Raw genomic sequence first — 17,809 nt, forward strand, 5'->3', positions numbered from 1 at the left:
TTCTGCGGTTTATATATTTTTATGTTCATAGCAACTCTCCCACTTAAACGACCTCTTTTTCTTAATCACACTGCAAATATTTCACTGTATTGCGCAATATTTTTGCGTACTAAAAAAGAATTTATCATTTTTACTAAAAAATTATAAAATGGCTTCTAATAAAAACGCCCTAATTCGATATAAAACAATTGATCAATGTCTTCGAAACACAATGCGTACTTGGACTTTGAATGATTTAATTGATGCTTGTTCTGATGCTTTGTACGAATACGAAGGAAAAGATATTTATGTGAGTAAAAGAACCGTTCAGTTAGATATTCAATTGATGCGTAGTAATAAGTTAGGGTATAATGCTCCGATTGAAGTCTATCAACGTAAATATTACCGTTATGCTGAAGAAGGGTATTCTATTATGAATATTCCTGTGACTGAAAACGATGTGAAAGTGATGAATGATGCTATTCAAGTATTACGTCAGTTTAAAGACTTTTCTTTATTCAAAGAAATGGATGGAGTGCTACAACGTTTAGAAGATTCAGTATACTCTTCTCAAAAAAACAATAGGGCTATTATTCATTTAGATAAAAACGAACAGCTAAAAGGCTTGTCTTTTATAGATCCTTTATACAATGCTATACAGGAAAAAAAAGTATTAAAGATAAATTATCAGTCTTTTAAAGCAGAAAAAGCTAGTACAATAACCTTGCATCCACAATTATTAAAGGAATTTAATAATAGGTGGTTTTTATTGGCACTCGTAAAAGGTAAAGAAACAACTTTAGCTTTAGATCGTATAAATTCTGTAGAGGAAGTTGAAAACACAACATATATAGATAAAGCTATTAATGGTGATGTTTATTATAAAGATGTTGTTGGTGTAACAGTTTCAAACACTAAACCACAACGTATTGCTTTTTGGGTAGATAAATCAAATACTCCTTATGTTATTACAAAACCTTTTCATAAATCTCAAAGGTTAATAAAAAACACAGATGACGGGGCTATTTTTAATATTTTAGTAATTCCTAATTATGAATTGGAACGTTTAATTTTGGGTTTTGGTAATAGCATAGAAGTGTTAAAACCTGAAAAACTTAGAAAAAGAATGATTCAGAAACTTGAAGACTCTCTAAACAGATACACTATTAAAAAGTAGATGTAGTTTTTATTCTTTTTGCACAACAAAAAAGCGGACTATTAATCCGCTTATATTATTTAGTACTTTTAATTACCAGAAGGACAACCACCTTGTAAATGGCAACACCAATCGGTACTAGGGTCTGCACTAAATTCACATTCTGTAATACCTCCACCTCCGTTAATAGCTTTTTGTTCTGTTTTGTTTAGGGAAGTACCTAAATTTGTAATCTTTTTTAACATCATATAAAGTTTTAAGTTCTTCAAATTTAAATAACTACAAATAATAAGAAGAGTTAAAAACCATAATAGAGTTATGGTAAAACCATAATTTTTTATTTATAGAGTTTATAATACTATCTAGTTAATACATTGATTTACAAAACATAAAAGCTATTATGTTTTTATTTACTCTTAAAAATTCGTAAATTTATGAGGATCATGTTATTGCACTTATTAAGTAAGTGTAATTTGAATTATCAAAAGTAATAACTCTACCCTCTTTGTTTTATTGACTTTTTCTTTAAGCATACCGTAACATTTATAATACTATAGCCATGAACAAATTTACAATCCTTTTCGGCATTTTAGGTATATTTCTACTTGCTGGAATCCGTATAATTTTTGAGTATAAGCGAGCTATTAAATTTAGGTTTGGTAAATACATTAAAACCTTAAATCCTGGTCTTAGATGGATTATTCCATTTATTGAAACCATTCAAATTGTTGATATTCGGGTGATTACTTTTAATATAGATTCTCAAGAAGTAATGACCGAGGATAATGTGCCTTGTAGTATTGATGGAGTTGTTTTCTTTAAAATTTATGACCCTGAGCGTGCTGTTTTAGAGGTAGAAGAATACAAGTTTGCCATTACACAATTAGCACAAGCAGCACTTAGAGATGTTTGCGGTAAAGTTGAGTTGGATACCATACTTTCTAAGCGAGAAGAGATGGGAAAAAACATCAAGGAGATTGTAGAGTTGGAAACTAAAGAATGGGGAATTGAAATAAATGATGTTAAAATAAAGGATATTCAATTACCTGAAAATATGCGTCGTATGATGGCGAATCAAGCTGAGGCTGAACGTTCTAGAAGAGCACGTATTATTCTTGCGTTGGCTGAAGAACAGGCTGCTTCTAAACTTTTAGAAGCTGGTAAACTTATAGATCAATCTCCTTCTGCTATTAAACTACGTTTATATCAAACACTATCAAATATAGCAGCGGAGAAAAACTCAACAATTTTATTCCCTTTTCCTGAGGAAGTATTACCAACTAAAAAAAAGAAGTCTAAATAGACTCAAAAGTTTGGTCTATTTAGACTTTATTCATTTATGTTACTTATTTATAGTTGTATCTAGAATAATTTCTTTGCTATTTACAGTTTCAACTAAATCGTGAATAAGGTATTGCAACGAACTAGGAGTTACTTCTTTTAAATAGTGTAATAAATCCTTTGTTGTAGCATATCTCTTCGTCATTGTTTTTATTTTTCCGTTGTAGGTATTCCAATCTTCAATAAATCGTTGTAATGCCAAATTCACCTTATCCTCTCCTATTTTATCTTGTAATATGTACATTGCCAAAGCACCTTTATTGTAATACACATAGTCTTGATTTCCTACCAATGCTAAAGAAGGTTCTGGCATTTTAGTTTTCTTTCGCTCTCTATCATAGGTTTCTTCTTGATATGATAAAAACTGCGTTACTTTTTCCTTCGGATAATTGTTTTTTAAAACCATTAAGGCTGCATATTGTGCTAAGGTTTCTAAAATCATATGTTTTCCTTGTACATTGGCTGCTTCTACTTGCATTCCCCACCATTGATGCGCTACTTCATGCGCTGTTACATAAAAAGCCATGTCTACATCTTTTTTGTCGTCAATATCCAACACAAAACCAATTGCTTCAGAAAACGGAATCGTACCTGGAAAAGATTGTGCAAACTCTGCATACCTAGGAAACTCCATAATACGTAATTGCTTATACTGATACGGACTGAAATGAGTACTAAAATAATCGAGCGACTTTTTCATAGAATTCATCATCCTATCCAGATTATAATCGTGTTTTTTGTGATAGTAAATTTCCAAATCGACTGTTTTGTCTTTAGAAATCCACTTATCTTTTACAGTAGTATACCTAGCGGAAACAATACTATAAAAATTGATCATTGGCTGGTTCATTTTATAATGAAAATAGTTGCGCTGTCCCTCTTTCCACTGCTTGATTAAATTTCCAGGAACCACCGCTGTTTGATCTGAATCTGTCCCGATAACCATTTCAAAATATATTCCGTCAGAATCACTCCCTGAACGTGCATTTACAAGTTCATGAGTATCTTCCCTCCTAACCTTATTCAATCTTGGTTTTAGCTGAAATTTTGCTCGTTCGTCTGTATCTCGAAGTTCATACTTTCTATTGTAACCGATTGTGGGAAATTCCTCATTGTTAAAAAACGTTCCGTTGTGCACAATATGAGTTTTTAAGTTTTCGTCAGTAAATCCTTTTGGTTTATAGGTTTGTTTGAAACTCATCTTTATAGAATCGTTAGGTTGTAACTCTTTAGATAAGTTGTAAACAGTATATTCAAATGGATTATACTCTGTCTTTTCTGTCGTAACTCCTTCAAAACTTAGAGAGTCTAGCTGTACATGAGATGCGATCAGTTTTTGAATATGAATTTCATTGATAGGTTTATCAAATGTATTTTTCAACATATAATAACCTTCAACTTCATAAGCTCTCCTATTAGGATATAGTTCTACTTTTAAATTTACTGATGTAATCTTTGGTTGTGGAAGGTATTCAAAAGGTTTTAACGTCTTTTCGTAGTTAACTCTAAAGGCTGTTTCTTCAGCATTTGTCCAATAATCATTAAGAATGTTTGTGTTGTAAAATATATAACTTCCTATACCTATAAAAAACATACTTGTAATCATTACGTATCGTATCAAAGGCTTGGTTATACGTCTTTTTATGGCTTTTAAGCGTTTTATAAGAGGTGTTTCTGTACCTCTTGTTATTAATAGTGAGCTTATGAGTAATAGTAGGCTACCAAGCAAAAACCAATATACTTTAATCCATAAATAAGGTTGTAAAAAGTGTCCGTAACCATTCATTTCAGAATACGTTCCTAAAGTTTTTCCTCCAAACTTGTATAAGCTATGCTGAAATCCTACATGTTCTGAGGCAATATTTGCGATGAAGAACAGGAGTACTAAAAAGATACCCACAAACTTGTTATTACTAATTGCTTGGAAGAAAAAGGCTACAAAAGTGTACAGAATTAAAAAAGGTAATATTTCTACAAAGAATCCGAAAAAATATACATCAAGCTCAAATTGATAGTATCCGTTAGCTACCTGAAAGAGGATTCCTGTTGCAATCAAACTCAACATCAATACTATGTAAATAACAATAAGAGCAATAAACTTACTGGTTAAAGCAATTGTATCAGAAATAGAAGTAGCATCATATATCAAATTCAACTTCACAGCACGTTCTTTCCAAATAAGTTCCCCTGAATAAAATATGAGAATGATGATGAAAAAGTACATCGACATTTCTTGTAGTTCTTCTACTATAAAATAGGTTGCAGGGTAACTATCTACATCGTATACTGTTCCTAAATTCACAGAATTAATTAAAATGATAATGATTCCACAAATAGCAATTGCCCAAAATGATGTTTCTTTTAATAGTGATTTGACATAAAATTGAGAAAGCTTTAGCAATTGTATACACTGTGTTTTAAAATTATAGTTGATGTTTATTTTAGGAATTTGATAAGTTTTTTTAGGCTTCTTTTGTGTTTTTACGCTTTTTTGCTTTGGCACTTTGGTTACTAAACTAAATGAAAATTTACGGTAACCAATTAGTAAAATACCTACACCTAATAAACTCCAAAATAACTTATTGTAAAACAGTACTCCGCTAAATGGTATATTAAATACACTGCTTTCTACAGCTGATAAGTCCTTAGCTACCTGTGTTAATGTTGTTAATGAAAAAGGGTCTAAAATTGCTTGTAAAAACTCGTTTGTTACCGCTTTGGTTAGTAAAAAGACCACAAACAAAATAATACCTTGTGTGTAAACAACTAACAATTTTCTACTCAACATTCCTGATACAAAAAATAGGCAAGCTCCAAAGAACAGTATGGGTAAAACAATAATTGTAAACGACCGTATATAAGTAGCAGCGTTAAACGGCAGCATATCTTTATGCCAAGGCATATACTCACCTAACATCATTCCAAATAGTATTCCGCTAAAGATGATTAACAATACAGTAAAAGAACCTACAAATCGTCCTAATAAATAATCGCGCTTTTTAATAGGGTTTGTAAATAACAATGCTTCTATATTGTACTGATAATCTCGAAGTATGGGAACTCCCATTATCATAGATGCCATAATCATAAAAATTCCCGTAATGGCTCCCATGGTTTTCGCTATAATTAATGGACTGTTTTTTTTCATCAACCCTATTTCTACTCCTTGAAAAATAAAATCGACACCTACGGTTGAAAACAAAAAGAGAAATACAAAAAACACATACGTTTCTGGACGTTTAGCTCTATATTTTAGTTCAAATTTGAATATTTCGTACCACATAATTTTACTTGTATTAATAGTTATTAATTTGTGAGAAATACACATCTTCTAATCCAGCAGGTATAGAGGTAAACCCATTTTTAGGGTCAGATTCGCTCAAAATATTTATGATTGGTTTTCCTAGGAATAATTTTTCATGAATTATGTTATACGCTTGTTTATACTCCTCTAATTCTTGTTTTTGTATTGTTTTTTGGTATACTTTGCCTTCTAAGCTGTCTATTAGTTTTAAAGGACTGCCTTTTAATGCTACTTTCCCTTGATTAATAATGGCCATGTTGGTACACAATTCTTTAACATCCTCTACTATATGTGTTGATAAAATAACAATCGTGTTTTCACCAACTTCACTTAATAAGTTGTAAAATCTATTACGTTCGGCAGGATCTAATCCCGCAGTAGGCTCATCAACTATAAGTAATTTAGGGTTGTTCAATAATGCCTGAGCAATACCAAAACGTTGCTTCATTCCTCCTGAATACCCATCCAAATTTCGTTTTCTAGCTTCATACAAGTTTGTTTTGTGCAACAATGCTTTTACCAGTTCTACCCTATTATTTTTATTAGTAATACCTTTTAATACGGCTAAATGATTTAATAAGGCTTCAGCAGATACTTTTGGATATACTCCAAACTGTTGGGGTAAATAACCAAGTATTTTTCTCACGGCATTCTTGTCGTTCGCTACATTTAGATTATCAAACATTACAGAACCTTTATCGGCTTCTTGTAAAGTTGCAATCGTTCGCATTAAAGTAGACTTTCCTGCTCCGTTAGGACCTAATAAACCAAACATCCCTTTAGGAATTTCTAACGACACATTTTGCAGTGCCTTTACACCATTTGCATACGTTTTACTTAAGTTTTTAATGGTTAAACTGTTCATTTTTTTTGAGTATTTAATTGATATTGAACAAACCTACCCATACAGCTTCGACTATTAAAAGTTATGTGATGAACCTACAGTGTTGTGTGATACAAATAGTACCTTAAGACTATAAAAGTATTTTATCACAGTTAACTGTATGTTTGTCCCTACAGAAAACATGTTTATCAACTAATTTGTGAGGCGTATTTTATTTGACTAATATTGAATTATGAATTTTAAAATTACGGATAGAAAAAAGGCTTTTTTTAAGCGTATTTATAGAATATCTCTTGTTTTAATAGGTATAATTATTGTCGTTTTTAATGATACTTTTGGGAAACTAGAAGGCTTTGTAGAATTTATAACACTCTATTTTTTAGTTTTATTATTTACTTTCTTTTATTGGTTGTTTAAGCAAATAAAATCGATTATTCGACTAAAAAACGAAAAAGCAAAAACTGAGTTGATGCATCTAAAAAGTCAGGTTAATCCCCATTTCTTTTTTAATATGCTTAACAACCTTTATGGTTTGGTAGATAAAGATGCTAAAAAAGCGCAGGAACTTATCTTAAAACTTTCTGATATGATGCGTTATAGTGTTTATGATGGTGAAAAAGACACGGTTTTACTTTCTGAAGAAATAATATACTTACAAAATTATATAGAGCTTCATAAAATGCGCTATCACAAAACAATTGACATTAAATTCAATATTGATGTTGCAGATAATGATTATAAAGTGATGCCTTTGCTTTTTATTATTCTTTTAGAGAATGCTTTTAAGCATGGTGTAGAAAATTTAAGAAACAATGCGTATGTCTACTTAAATTTAACAGCTCACAGTAATGCTATACATTTTGAAATTGAGAATAATTTTGATGCTTCGGAAGAAAATCAAGATAAAGGTATCGGTTTACAAAACTTAAAAAGAAGATTGGAATTGGTGTATCCTAAAAACCATACACTTACTACTTCTAAAACTGACGACATTTATTCTGCTAAATTGAATATTAAAAACGTATGATTAAATACATAATTGTAGATGATGAGCATATTGCTCACGATATTATTAAGGGCTATTGCGATTTATTACCAACTATGGAACTTCAAAAGCATTGTTACGATGCAATTGAAGCTTTAGAATATTTAAATAAACACCAAGTAGATTTAATTTTCCTTGATTTAAACATGCCAAAACTAAAAGGATTTGAATTTTTAAAAACATTGGCTTCTCCTCCTAAAGTAATTGTTACTACTGCGTACAAAGAGTTTGCGCTTGAAGGTTATGAACTTAACATAGTTGATTACTTACTTAAGCCTTTTGGTTTTGAACGTTTTTTAAAAGCTGTAAACAAAGTTATTGGTACCCCACAAAAAACTCAAACACAAAATATTCCAAAAAATAATACTGAAAATACCAACAGTATTTTTCTTCGTAGCAATAAAAAATACATTCAAGTTACACTTCATACGATTCAGTTTATAGAAGCTGCTGGAAATTATACTAAAGTAGTTACTACCAATGATACTGTTACGGTAAGAGAAAAAATATCTAATGTATTACTATTACTTCCAGAGAATGATTTTTTACAAGTGCATAAATCATTTGCAGTAACCAAAAGGTATATTAGTAGTATAGAAGGAAATAGAATTTTTATTGGAGATCATATTATTCCTATTGGAAAAATGTATAAAATGAATATCGATAAATTATTGAGTTAAAATTTAAAGGAAGCTTACACTTTTTTCCACCCTATTTATTCTTTAAAGTCTTCACTTTTCACAAGCTAAACTAGTATTATAATCGCTTAACAAAATTTTAACGACTATAAAAATAGTTTTACTACTATAATTATAGTTATAGTTATGAAATAATACTATATTTGCTGCATGAATGAACTTACAAAAGCTGAAGAGCAAGTAATGCAATATGTATGGAAGTTAGATAAAGCTTTCTTAAAAGATATTGTAGAACAGTTTCCTGAACCAAAACCTGCATATACTACTATTTCAACTGTAGTACGTGTTTTGGTAAAAAAAGAATTTTTAAAGTTTGATACTTTCGGTAAAGTGCGACAATACTCACCTACTATTAGTAAAGAACAATATTTTAAAAAGCATTTTAAAAATGTAATTGGTAGTTTTTTTAGCGGCTCTAAAAGCAAATTTGCCATGTTTTTTACAGAAAATGAAGATTTCAACCTAAGCGAATTAGAAGAAATCAAAAACATGATAGAACATAAAATAGAAACCTTAAAAGAAAAAAATGACTAGTTTTTTAATTTATCTCATCCAAAGCAGTTTGGTATTTTCTTGTTTATACTTACTTTATATCATTGTGAGTAGTCGAGTAACGTTTCATCAAATTAACCGATTTTTATTACTTTTAATACCAGTAGTGGCTTTATTAGCTCCCCTATCCTATCTGTTAACTTTTGAAACTTCATCAACCATCATTCAAATTCCACAATTCAACGAATTTGTTGCAAATAGTGAAACTGTATTAATAGATACTATAGAAGAAACTGGTACTCAAACCTATAATTTTATAACGATTGTTTTCAGTATGTACTTATTAGGTAGCTTATTAATGTTTGCACGTATGATTCACTCTATATGGTTACTCTTTCAATTGAAAAAACAATCGGAAGTTACCATCAGTAACGACCTACAATTCATACAGACCAATCACACAAGTACATTTTCATTTTTTAATTGGATATTTATTTCCAAACACATTCAACCTACAGAAAGTATAATAATAGCACATGAAAAAGCACATGTAAAGTTACAACACTCTATAGATGTGTTATTTACAGAAGTCTATATTGTCCTTTTTTGGTTCAACCCATTAGTGTATATATATCGAAAATCGTTAAAATCGATACATGAATATCAAGCAGATAATTGGGTGCTGAATGGAAATATTAAAACATCTAATTACCTACAGGTTCTTTTACAAAATATTGAAAAAGAAACAGCACATGCTAATAACTTGTATAGTTATTTTAATCAACCAGTAATCAAAAAGCGAATAGATATGATCACAAAAAAGCCCACGGCTAAGGTGTACAAACTCAACTACTCAGTATTTATTATGAGTTCAGTAAGTCTTTGTTTGGCATTTACCAAACCAAACACTGTTGAAAAGCTCTTACCTAATACTGTTCCTCAATTAACAAAGGAATTTGTCCTTGACCCTCCTACCCTTTTTCCTGTACAAGGAAAAAGTAAAAAAGACATCAGTAGTACATACGGAAAGCGAAGAAATCCGTTAAAAAAAGGTAAAAAAATGATGCACAAAGGTATTGATATCAAAGCTCCAATAGGAACACCTGTTATTGCTACTGCTGATGGTGTTATTGCTAAAGCTGCTGACCAAAATAAATGGGGTAACTTAGTTATAATTGAGCATAGCGATGGATACCAAACTTGGTATGCACACTTACAAAAGTTTAATGTTACAAAAAACCAATCTGTTAAAAAAGGAGATGTAATTGGTTATGTTGGTAATACAGGTGCATCATTAGGAGCACACTTACATTATGAAGTACATTACAAAGAAACTCAAGTAAATCCTTTAAACTTCATTAAAAAATAATTAGAAGTATCTTTTTATTAAAACAAAAAGCAGTTCTCCCATAAAATTTGTGGGAGAATTTTGTTTAACAACATATTTAAAATAATGATTAAAAACATATTACAAACTAAGTTAGTACTTATACTCCTATCTGTTTTTCTCTATAACTCTTTATACGCACAATCTATCAGTTTTACATTTGATGATGGTACTTTAGGCAACAAACCTGGATATTCTTTTGAAAAATGGAATTCTATGTTGCTAAAAAAATTAAAAGACAACAAGGTAAAAGCTACTTTGTTTGTAAAAGGAGAAGGTAAAAACAGTAAAAGAGGTAAACACTTATTAACATCTTGGAACAATGAAGGACATAGTATTGCGAATCACACTTATACATATCCTAATTACAATAGCTCTAAAGTAACTTTTAAGCAGTTTAAAAATGAATTGCTGAAAAACGATAGCCTTATTAAACAATACTCTAATTATCAAAAGTACTTCAGGTTTCCATACCTTAAAGAAGGAAACTCGAAAGAAAAAATTGAATCTTTTCGTAACTTTTTAAAAGAGCAAAACTATAAAAATGGATATGTAACTATTGATGCTTCTGATTGGTATATAGATAGTCGTTTGATTAAAAAACTACGTACAGATTCTTCTTTTGACATCAATAAGTTTAGAAAATTTTACTTGGAACATATCTGGAATCGTGCTCAGTTTTATGAAAAAATCTCTTTTGAGCTTACCGGGCGACATATTAAGCATAATGTATTACTTCACCATAACCTTGCTGCTGCATTATTTATAGATGATTTAATTCAATTATTTAAAGAAAAAGGTTGGACTATCGTTTCTACCAAAGAAGCTTATGCCGATCCTATCTACAATCAAACTCCTAACTATGCTGGCGAAAGTTTAATTTATGCTTTAGCTAAGGATTCTAAAAAATATGAGGCCATTTTACGCTACCCTGCCGAAGATAGTAGATATGAAAAAGAAAAAATGAATAAGTTAGGCTTGTAATAAAAAACTGCTTAAGGGGTTCCTTAAGCAGTTTTAAATATTCTTTAAAAAGGATTAACAAATATAATCCATAGTTGTAGGTCGATAACAGCAAACCTTTACTCCATCTTGATAGATATAAGAACCGTCTCCTCCACATTCTTTAGGGAAAGGAAAAGGTCCTCCTCCTTTAATATTTTTTAATGTTGTTTTTGTTAGTTCTTGAGATCCTTCTACGTTTAAAATCACTTTTTTCATTATAAAGTTTTTTGGGGGTTAAAATATTTATTTCACGTCCCTAAATTAACTTTAAAAAAAATGTTCAACAGTTAAAAAACCATAATTTTAATACGGAAAAACCTTACTTTTAATTATCATCAACAAAAGCTTCTATCCTTCTTTCAGTAATTAATCAAAAAAGCAACTCTAAATCAAAGAGTTGCTTTTTAAAGTTATTATTAATCTTCTAAATATCCAAACTTTCCAGTATTGAAGTCTTGAAACGCTTCTATCAACTCCTGTTTAGTATTCATTACAAACGGACCATGTGCTGCAATAGGTTCGTTTAAAGGCTCTCCACTTAATACTAAAATTACCGCATCTTCTAAGGCTTCTAAAGTAAATGTATCTCCATCATTTTTGAACAATGCAAAGTGATCTTCTAAAACATTATTTGATTCATTAACTTTAACACTACCTTCAACTGATAAAATAGCTGTAGTATATTTTTCTGGAAAGGTTAACTGTGTTTTTACTCCTTTCTTCAACTTTACATTAAACATATTAACGGGCGAAAATGTAGATGCAGGTCCTTTATTTCCTTCATATTCTCCTGCAATTACCTCTATTTCTCCTCCTCCATCTGCTAATGGTATTTTAGCCATTTCTGCATTAGCTATTGCTTGATATTTTGGCGGACTCATTTTGTCCTTAGCTGGTAAATTTACCCATAACTGTACCATTTGAAATTCTCCTCCTGTTTTACTCCATTCGGTTTCATGAAACTCTTTATGCAAAACTCCTGAAGCTGCCGTCATCCACTGTACATCACCTTCACCTATAATTCCTCCACCTCCAGCACTATCTCCATGTTCAACACGCCCTTTATAAGCTATTGTTACAGTTTCAAAACCTCTATGTGGATGAACTCCTACGCCTTTTGGTTTATCTGTTGGAGGAAAATTATATTTAGAATTATAATCCAACATAATAAACGGATCCATTCGTTGCATTGTTGAAGTTCCTGGTATAAAATTATGAACTCTAAACCCATCTCCTACAAAGTGTGGAGTTCCTGGTTTTACTATTTTTTCTATGCTTCTTGTTTTCATTTTAAATTCCTTTCTTTTAATTACTATAAACTACTGGCTAATTCAATATCAAATGAATTGTCTAAATAACTACGTTTTAATTGAGTTTTTTTTTTAGACCAATATCCATTCTTAACACTTTCAGAAAGTGTAGACTCATTGTTAAACTCAACTAAAATTGCATTTGGGAATAATACAGTAATAATCTTCTGTAATTTATTTTTATCTACTTCTTTTGTTTCTTTTGAAATAGCTAAAACGTTATATGCCTGTTGGTATAATTTCTCAATGGCTGTCTCGACATTAGGAACAGTTGAAACTTGCCAATTTAAAATTTTAGGCATTGATGTATTTTGACTTACAACTAATGTTTTTAAATGTCTCATAATAAATCCTTTTTTTTACCAATTAAATGGGATTAATTATTCGATGATTAACATCGAAATGAATTGAGTTTATTTTATCTGAAATATTTAGTGAGTTAACCTCTACTTTTTATTTCACTGTAAAATTACGGCAACAAAAAAAGGTATGCATTGACCTATGGTAAGAACGAATTACGATTATCTAACAACCGTAAATCAACAATTATAACTCGTACCTCAATTATTTGGTTTGAAGTTTTCCTCAGCTAGTGCTTTGCGAACGCGACTAAGGCTTTCTGGGGTAATTCCTAAGTAAGAAGCAATCATCCATTGAGGAACTCGTAACATAATATCTGGATACATGTTTACAAAATCTAAATAGCGTCTTTTTGCTGAAGCTCCTAATAACTGACTAATACGTTTGTATAATTGACGTATATGTTTTTGCAACAAATGTTCATTCTTTCTTCTAAAATCAGTATTTATTTTTGACACTTTATTAATAAAGTCTTCGTCTAACATTATAACTAATGTATCTTCTACAGCGTCAATATAATATGTTGATGGTTGTTGAAAATAAACACTTCCTCTATCACTCACAATCCAATTTTCAGTAGCAAACTGTAAAATATTTTCTTTCCCTTCTTCATTTAAGGCATATAAACGTAACAAACCTTTTTCTACAAAAAAGAAATGAGAACACACATCTCCTTCTTTTAATAAAAAATCACTTTTAGAAACGTTTTTTAAAGAAATAAACGGTTGTATTTGAAGGTAATCATCTTCTGATAATCCTCCTTTTTCAATAAGATACTTTTTAAAGTTAGGTAGCTCCATACATTATTGTAATGAGCTACTAAAAATACAGTATTATATACAATGTTTTACTTTTCTTCTGAAGTTTTAAGTACCTTACCTCTATATCTAATTGAATTTTTCTGCGTACTATTTACATAAATGGTACTCGATAAACTAGGATATACTCTAACTATAACATTGTAGTTTTCAGTTATTGTATTTTTATCTTTTATCTTAAAACTTATTTTGTAGCTATTCTCTTTATCCTCAGACACAACTAAATCTTTAGGAACTCCTTCAAATTCAATACCAATATCTGTACCTCCATAAGAACCACCTGCTTGTCGCTCACCAAAATATGGTAAATAGGCAGCAACAGTATCTTTTTTCATTTTGAAAAAATTACTGTTCCCAACTAAATTAATGTTTCCTGCGTTGCTTCCTATAGGTAACAGACCTGCATTAGCTATTTGTGCCATTGCATTTGTAACCATGGGTTCTGCCCATTCTGCTTCTATTTCAAAAGTTTTACTTTCTATAAGAGCATTTAAGTTATCTATTTCTGCCTGTGTTACGTTTTTTGATGAAGCACAACTAAACAGCACAAAAATCATACTAATAAAAAAAACAAACCTTTTCATATCTTACTGTTTTTAAACCTTCTACAAGGTACTTAAATATCGTAAAACTTTCAAGAAAATAAGATTATTTAACGTTTGTTTTACTCTTTATCAGGTACTGAAAACAACTCTGGTTTTGCTCCTTTTATATCTCTATAAAAATCATAAAAATGATTCATATCAGCGTTCATATCATCTGTTAAGTAATAAGGAGGCGCTATAATAATTTGCTTGTTTTCAAAATCGAAAGCAAACATTACCACAGGAATATTAGCTCCTTTAGCAATATAATAAAATCCTGTTTTCCATGAGGTTACTTTAGCACGAGTTCCTTCAGGAGATAAAGCTAAACGGAATTCTTCATGTTGATTAAAAACAGCCACAATAGCATCAACTTTATTCGTACTCTTACTCCTATCAACAGGAGCTCCACCCAATGCTCTAAAAATAAAACCAAAAGGAGGTTTAAATAACGAAGCCTTACCTATAAAATTAATTTTTACGCCAATAGTGTTTCTAGCCAAAATAGCAATCGGAAAGTCTTTCCAGCTCGTGTGTGGGGCTCCAATAACAACATATTTTTTTAAGTCTCTTGGAAAATCTCCAACTACCTTCCAGCCTAAAACTTTGTGAAATATAAATTTAGATATCATTTACTAGGTATAAAGGTCAATGATACGGTTTTCCCTACAAAAATCAAATAATTTTAACCTATCTTGTCCTATATTTGTTCACTTAATAAACTTTTATTTATCCTAATGAATACCACTCTTTTACTTATTTTAATTGCTATTAGTACCTTACTAATTGGGTTTGTTATTGGAAACTTACTCTCTAAACTGAAGTTTAAACAACAAACTTCTGATTTAGAAAAAGAGATTGTAACCCTACAAAACCATCAAGCTAATTTTGAAATTCAGAAAAAAGAAAAGGAAGAGTCATTTTCTCAACAAAAGGAAGACTTTTTAAATAGATTAGATGAAAAAACTAAAGAAAATAGTGAATTACGTCGTGAAAAAGAGTTTACTGCTCTTGAATTAGCAAGAAAGAATGAAGAATTAAAAAACGTTCAGTTAAAACTTCAAGAAAATAAAGAAGAAGTAGAAAAACTACAAGATAAATTTACCAAAGAGTTTGAAAATTTAGCGAACAAAATTCTAGATGAGAAATCGAATAAGTTTACTGAGCAAAATAAGAAAAACATAAAGGATATTTTAAATCCGCTTCAAGAAAAAATTCAAACTTTTGAAAAGAAGGTTGAAGACACTCAAAAAGAAAGCATTTCAATGCATTCTGCTTTAAAGGAGCAATTATTAGGATTAAAAGAGTTAAATGCTCAAATGAGTAAGGAAACATTAAACCTAACCAAAGCTTTAAAAGGAGATAGTAAAACCCAAGGAAACTGGGGAGAACTAGTCTTAGAACGTGTTTTAGAAAAATCTGGTTTAGAAAAAGACAGAGAATACTTTGTTCAACAATCTTTTACCAATGATGAGGGTAAACGTATCATGCCCGATGTTGTGATTCACTTACCTGACAACAAAAAAATGGTAGTCGATTCAAAAGTATCTTTAACTGCTTATGAACAATATGTAAATAGTGAAGACGATATTGTAAAAGAACGTTTTGCAAAAGAACATGTAAACTCATTAAAGCGACATGTTGAGCAGCTTTCAGAAAAAAAATATGAAGATATTTATAAGATAGAGTCTCCAGACTTCGTACTGCTTTTTGTACCAATTGAACCTGCCTTTGCTGTAGCTTTAAATGAAGACAATACCTTATATAATAAAGCATTTGAAAGAAATATAGTTATCGTTACCCCTACTACTTTATTAGCTACGTTACGTACTATTGACACAATGTGGAATAACGAAAAGCAACAACGTAATGCTTTAGAAATTGCAAGACAAGCTGGAGCTTTGTACGATAAGTTTCATGGATTATTGACAGACTTAGTGAATATAGGTAAGAAAATAGATGGCACTAAAGCTGATTATGCTGCAGCTATGAATAAGCTAGTTGAAGGGCGTGGAAACTTAATTACCAGTGTAGAAAAACTGAAAAAAATGGGAGCCAAAGCTAAAAAGGCGCTTCCAGAAAAAATTCTCGAACGAGCTCAAGATAATGATGAATAAAAAAAGGTCGCTCTAAAACATTTTAGAGCGACCTTTTTTATTTATTTAAAGACATTCTCTTGTCTTTTACATAATAAACAAACGTCTATTATGCATTAAATCATATACCTTCTCTCCTACTGTCTCTAATACTTCTTCGTTATCTGCATTCATTAAAGCTTCATCGATTAAATCAACAATTACTTCCATATCTTCTTCTTTTAAACCACGTGTAGTAACTGCAGCAGTACCAACACGAATACCAGAAGTAACAAATGGTGATTCAGTATCAAAAGGAACCATATTTTTGTTTACCGTAATTTCTGCTTTTCCTAAAGCATCTTCAGCAGCTTTACCAGTAATGTTTTTGTTACGTAAATCAATTAACATACAATGGTTATCTGTACCTCCAGAGATTATTTCATATCCCTTAGCTACAAATGCTTTTGCCATTGCTTGTGCATTTTCTTTTACTTGGATTTGATATTCTAAGAACTCATCTGTTAAAGCCTCACCAAAAGCAACTGCTTTTGCAGCAATAACGTGCTCTAATGGTCCACCTTGATTTCCTGGGAAAACCGCAGAATTAATCAAAGTTGACATTTTCTTTAATTTTCCTGATTTTAACTTTAATCCGAATGGATTTTCAAAATCTTTTCCAATCATAATCATTCCACCACGAGGTCCACGTAACGTTTTGTGAGTTGTTGTAGTAACAATATGACAGTGTGGTAATGGATCAGATAAAATTCCTTTTGCAATTAATCCTGCTGGATGAGAAATATCAGCCATTAAAATAGCACCAACACTATCTGCTATCTCTCTAAACTTCTTAAAGTCTATATCACGAGAATACGCAGAAGCACCTGCAATAATTAATTTAGGCTTATGTTCCTTAGCTTGTTGCTCTAGGTGATTATAATCTATATATCCAGTTTCTTTATCTACACCATAAAATACTGGATTGTATAATTTTCCTGAAAAGTTTACTGGTGAACCATGTGTTAAGTGACCTCCATGAGATAAATCGAATCCTAAAATAGTGTCACCTGGTTGTAAACATGCTGCAAAAACAGCTGTATTTGCTTGACTTCCAGAGTGTGGCTGTACGTTTACATACTCAGCTCCAAATAATTCTTTAGCTCTATCAATCGCAATTTGCTCAACGATATCTACTACTTCACACCCTCCATAATAACGTTTACCTGGGTATCCTTCAGCATATTTATTTGTTAAAACTGATCCTTGAGCTTCCATTACTTGGTCGCTTACAAAATTTTCAGAAGCAATCAACTCTAAACCGTGTAGTTGACGTTCTTTTTCTTCTTGAATTAAATCAAATATTTGATGATCTTTTTGCATGTTGTGTGTTGTTACATAAAGTAGCCAA

The 17,809-nt window shown here is 30.8% G+C and carries 18 protein-coding genes; 8 read left to right on the top strand and 10 right to left on the bottom strand.

The annotated features are described in order from the left end of the window. Positions 1 to 148 precede the first annotated feature (148 nt). Positions 149 to 1,156, top strand: coding sequence for a helix-turn-helix transcriptional regulator (locus tag C8N27_RS07435; protein ID WP_121146857.1), 1,008 nt, complete (start codon positions 149 to 151; stop codon positions 1,154 to 1,156). A gap of 68 nt (positions 1,157 to 1,224) precedes the next feature. On the opposite strand, the gene C8N27_RS15900 is transcribed toward C8N27_RS07435, so the two are convergent. Further along, a complete protein-coding gene (locus C8N27_RS15900; protein ID WP_167444734.1) occupies positions 1,225 to 1,380 on the bottom strand; it encodes a hypothetical protein in 156 nt (51 codons plus the stop codon). Positions 1,381 to 1,694: 314 nt separating this feature from the next. Here C8N27_RS15900 and C8N27_RS07440 point away from each other — a divergent pair, with 314 nt between their 5' ends. Next, positions 1,695 to 2,438 (top strand): slipin family protein, encoded by a 744-nt coding sequence (locus tag C8N27_RS07440; protein WP_121146858.1) that lies wholly within the window; start codon positions 1,695 to 1,697, stop codon positions 2,436 to 2,438. A 39-nt stretch (positions 2,439 to 2,477) separates the two neighbouring features. Here C8N27_RS07440 and C8N27_RS07445 read toward each other — a convergent pair whose 3' ends face one another. Both C8N27_RS07445 and C8N27_RS07450 read right to left on the bottom strand, forming a co-directional pair. Continuing rightward, a complete protein-coding gene (locus tag C8N27_RS07445) occupies positions 2,478 to 5,759 on the bottom strand; it encodes a M1 family aminopeptidase (protein ID WP_121147011.1) in 3,282 nt (1,093 codons plus the stop codon). Positions 5,760 to 5,772: 13 nt separating this feature from the next. Continuing rightward, entirely contained in the window at positions 5,773 to 6,645 is an 873-nt protein-coding gene (locus C8N27_RS07450) for an ABC transporter ATP-binding protein (protein ID WP_121146859.1), read from the bottom strand. A gap of 211 nt (positions 6,646 to 6,856) precedes the next feature. Here C8N27_RS07450 and C8N27_RS07460 point away from each other — a divergent pair, with 211 nt between their 5' ends. From C8N27_RS07460 to C8N27_RS07480, 5 genes are all read left to right on the top strand, one after another. Next, entirely contained in the window at positions 6,857 to 7,651 is a 795-nt protein-coding gene (locus C8N27_RS07460; RefSeq protein ID WP_121146860.1) for a sensor histidine kinase, read from the top strand. Beyond that, positions 7,648 to 8,349 (top strand): LytR/AlgR family response regulator transcription factor, encoded by a 702-nt coding sequence (locus tag C8N27_RS07465; protein WP_121146861.1) that lies wholly within the window; start codon positions 7,648 to 7,650, stop codon positions 8,347 to 8,349. Before C8N27_RS07460 ends, C8N27_RS07465 begins: the two co-directional genes overlap by 4 nt. Positions 8,350 to 8,517: 168 nt before the next feature. Then, positions 8,518 to 8,901 (top strand): BlaI/MecI/CopY family transcriptional regulator, encoded by a 384-nt coding sequence (locus C8N27_RS07470; protein WP_121146862.1) that lies wholly within the window; start codon positions 8,518 to 8,520, stop codon positions 8,899 to 8,901. Then, the gene (locus C8N27_RS07475) at positions 8,894 to 10,228 is read left to right on the top strand and encodes a M23/M56 family metallopeptidase (RefSeq protein ID WP_121146863.1); all 1,335 of its coding nucleotides are present in this window, start codon (positions 8,894 to 8,896) and stop codon (positions 10,226 to 10,228) included. Before C8N27_RS07470 ends, C8N27_RS07475 begins: the two co-directional genes overlap by 8 nt. An 84-nt stretch (positions 10,229 to 10,312) precedes the next feature. Beyond that, on the top strand, positions 10,313 to 11,230 hold the full coding sequence (locus tag C8N27_RS07480) for a polysaccharide deacetylase family protein (protein WP_121146864.1): 918 nt from the start codon (positions 10,313 to 10,315) through the stop codon (positions 11,228 to 11,230). Positions 11,231 to 11,284: 54 nt separating this feature from the next. Here the strand turns inward: C8N27_RS07480 and C8N27_RS07485 are convergent, their stop codons facing one another. From C8N27_RS07485 to C8N27_RS07510, 6 genes are all read right to left on the bottom strand, one after another. Next, positions 11,285 to 11,467: a hypothetical protein gene (locus tag C8N27_RS07485; RefSeq protein ID WP_099214373.1), complete on the bottom strand. Its 183-nt coding sequence runs from the start codon at positions 11,465 to 11,467 to the stop codon at positions 11,285 to 11,287. A gap of 200 nt (positions 11,468 to 11,667) precedes the next feature. Next, on the bottom strand, positions 11,668 to 12,540 hold the full coding sequence (locus C8N27_RS07490) for a pirin family protein (RefSeq protein ID WP_121146865.1): 873 nt from the start codon (positions 12,538 to 12,540) through the stop codon (positions 11,668 to 11,670). A 23-nt stretch (positions 12,541 to 12,563) separates the two neighbouring features. Next, on the bottom strand, positions 12,564 to 12,905 hold the full coding sequence (locus C8N27_RS07495) for a hypothetical protein (RefSeq protein ID WP_121146866.1): 342 nt from the start codon (positions 12,903 to 12,905) through the stop codon (positions 12,564 to 12,566). 216 nt (positions 12,906 to 13,121) lie between these two features. Then, positions 13,122 to 13,721, bottom strand: coding sequence for a Crp/Fnr family transcriptional regulator (locus C8N27_RS07500; protein ID WP_121146867.1), 600 nt, complete (start codon positions 13,719 to 13,721; stop codon positions 13,122 to 13,124). Positions 13,722 to 13,768: 47 nt separating this feature from the next. Then, positions 13,769 to 14,323 carry a DUF4251 domain-containing protein gene (locus C8N27_RS07505; RefSeq protein ID WP_121146868.1) on the bottom strand — a complete coding sequence of 185 codons (555 nt, stop codon included), beginning with the start codon at positions 14,321 to 14,323 and terminating at the stop codon, positions 13,769 to 13,771. Between the two features lie 80 nt (positions 14,324 to 14,403). Next, entirely contained in the window at positions 14,404 to 14,955 is a 552-nt protein-coding gene (locus C8N27_RS07510) for a 1-acyl-sn-glycerol-3-phosphate acyltransferase (RefSeq protein WP_099214368.1), read from the bottom strand. A 105-nt stretch (positions 14,956 to 15,060) separates the two neighbouring features. On the opposite strand from C8N27_RS07510, the gene rmuC reads away from it, so the two are divergent. After that, positions 15,061 to 16,440, top strand: a complete 1,380-nt coding sequence (gene rmuC / locus C8N27_RS07515) for a DNA recombination protein RmuC (protein ID WP_121146869.1) — start codon at positions 15,061 to 15,063, stop codon at positions 16,438 to 16,440. A 66-nt stretch (positions 16,441 to 16,506) separates the two neighbouring features. Here rmuC and glyA read toward each other — a convergent pair whose 3' ends face one another. Beyond that, positions 16,507 to 17,781: a serine hydroxymethyltransferase gene (gene glyA, locus C8N27_RS07520; RefSeq protein WP_099214366.1), complete on the bottom strand. Its 1,275-nt coding sequence runs from the start codon at positions 17,779 to 17,781 to the stop codon at positions 16,507 to 16,509. Positions 17,782 to 17,809: the final 28 nt, after the last annotated feature.

Origin of the sequence: Tenacibaculum discolor, from assembly GCF_003664185.1 — a bacterium.
GTDB classification, from domain to species: domain Bacteria; phylum Bacteroidota; class Bacteroidia; order Flavobacteriales; family Flavobacteriaceae; genus Polaribacter; species Polaribacter discolor.

Bases quoted from the DNA above. Each gene is read 5' to 3' on its own strand.
- C8N27_RS07445 (WP_121147011.1), bottom strand. From the start codon at position 5,759: ATGTGGTACGAAATATTCAAATTTGAACTAAAATATAGAGCTAAACGT.
- C8N27_RS07465 (WP_121146861.1), top strand. From the start codon at position 7,648: ATGATTAAATACATAATTGTAGATGATGAGCATATTGCTCACGATATT.
- C8N27_RS07440 (WP_121146858.1), top strand. From the start codon at position 1,695: ATGAACAAATTTACAATCCTTTTCGGCATTTTAGGTATATTTCTACTT.
- C8N27_RS07460 (WP_121146860.1), top strand. From the start codon at position 6,857: ATGAATTTTAAAATTACGGATAGAAAAAAGGCTTTTTTTAAGCGTATT.
- C8N27_RS07450 (WP_121146859.1), bottom strand. From the start codon at position 6,645: ATGAACAGTTTAACCATTAAAAACTTAAGTAAAACGTATGCAAATGGT.
- C8N27_RS07470 (WP_121146862.1), top strand. From the start codon at position 8,518: ATGAATGAACTTACAAAAGCTGAAGAGCAAGTAATGCAATATGTATGG.
- C8N27_RS07495 (WP_121146866.1), bottom strand. From the start codon at position 12,905: ATGAGACATTTAAAAACATTAGTTGTAAGTCAAAATACATCAATGCCT.
- C8N27_RS15900 (WP_167444734.1), bottom strand. From the start codon at position 1,380: ATGTTAAAAAAGATTACAAATTTAGGTACTTCCCTAAACAAAACAGAA.
- C8N27_RS07485 (WP_099214373.1), bottom strand. From the start codon at position 11,467: ATGAAAAAAGTGATTTTAAACGTAGAAGGATCTCAAGAACTAACAAAA.
- C8N27_RS07500 (WP_121146867.1), bottom strand. From the start codon at position 13,721: ATGGAGCTACCTAACTTTAAAAAGTATCTTATTGAAAAAGGAGGATTA.
- rmuC (WP_121146869.1), top strand. From the start codon at position 15,061: ATGAATACCACTCTTTTACTTATTTTAATTGCTATTAGTACCTTACTA.
- C8N27_RS07490 (WP_121146865.1), bottom strand. From the start codon at position 12,540: ATGAAAACAAGAAGCATAGAAAAAATAGTAAAACCAGGAACTCCACAC.
- C8N27_RS07480 (WP_121146864.1), top strand. From the start codon at position 10,313: ATGATTAAAAACATATTACAAACTAAGTTAGTACTTATACTCCTATCT.
- C8N27_RS07475 (WP_121146863.1), top strand. From the start codon at position 8,894: ATGACTAGTTTTTTAATTTATCTCATCCAAAGCAGTTTGGTATTTTCT.
- C8N27_RS07435 (WP_121146857.1), top strand. From the start codon at position 149: ATGGCTTCTAATAAAAACGCCCTAATTCGATATAAAACAATTGATCAA.
- C8N27_RS07510 (WP_099214368.1), bottom strand. From the start codon at position 14,955: ATGATATCTAAATTTATATTTCACAAAGTTTTAGGCTGGAAGGTAGTT.
- glyA (WP_099214366.1), bottom strand. From the start codon at position 17,781: ATGCAAAAAGATCATCAAATATTTGATTTAATTCAAGAAGAAAAAGAA.
- C8N27_RS07505 (WP_121146868.1), bottom strand. From the start codon at position 14,323: ATGAAAAGGTTTGTTTTTTTTATTAGTATGATTTTTGTGCTGTTTAGT.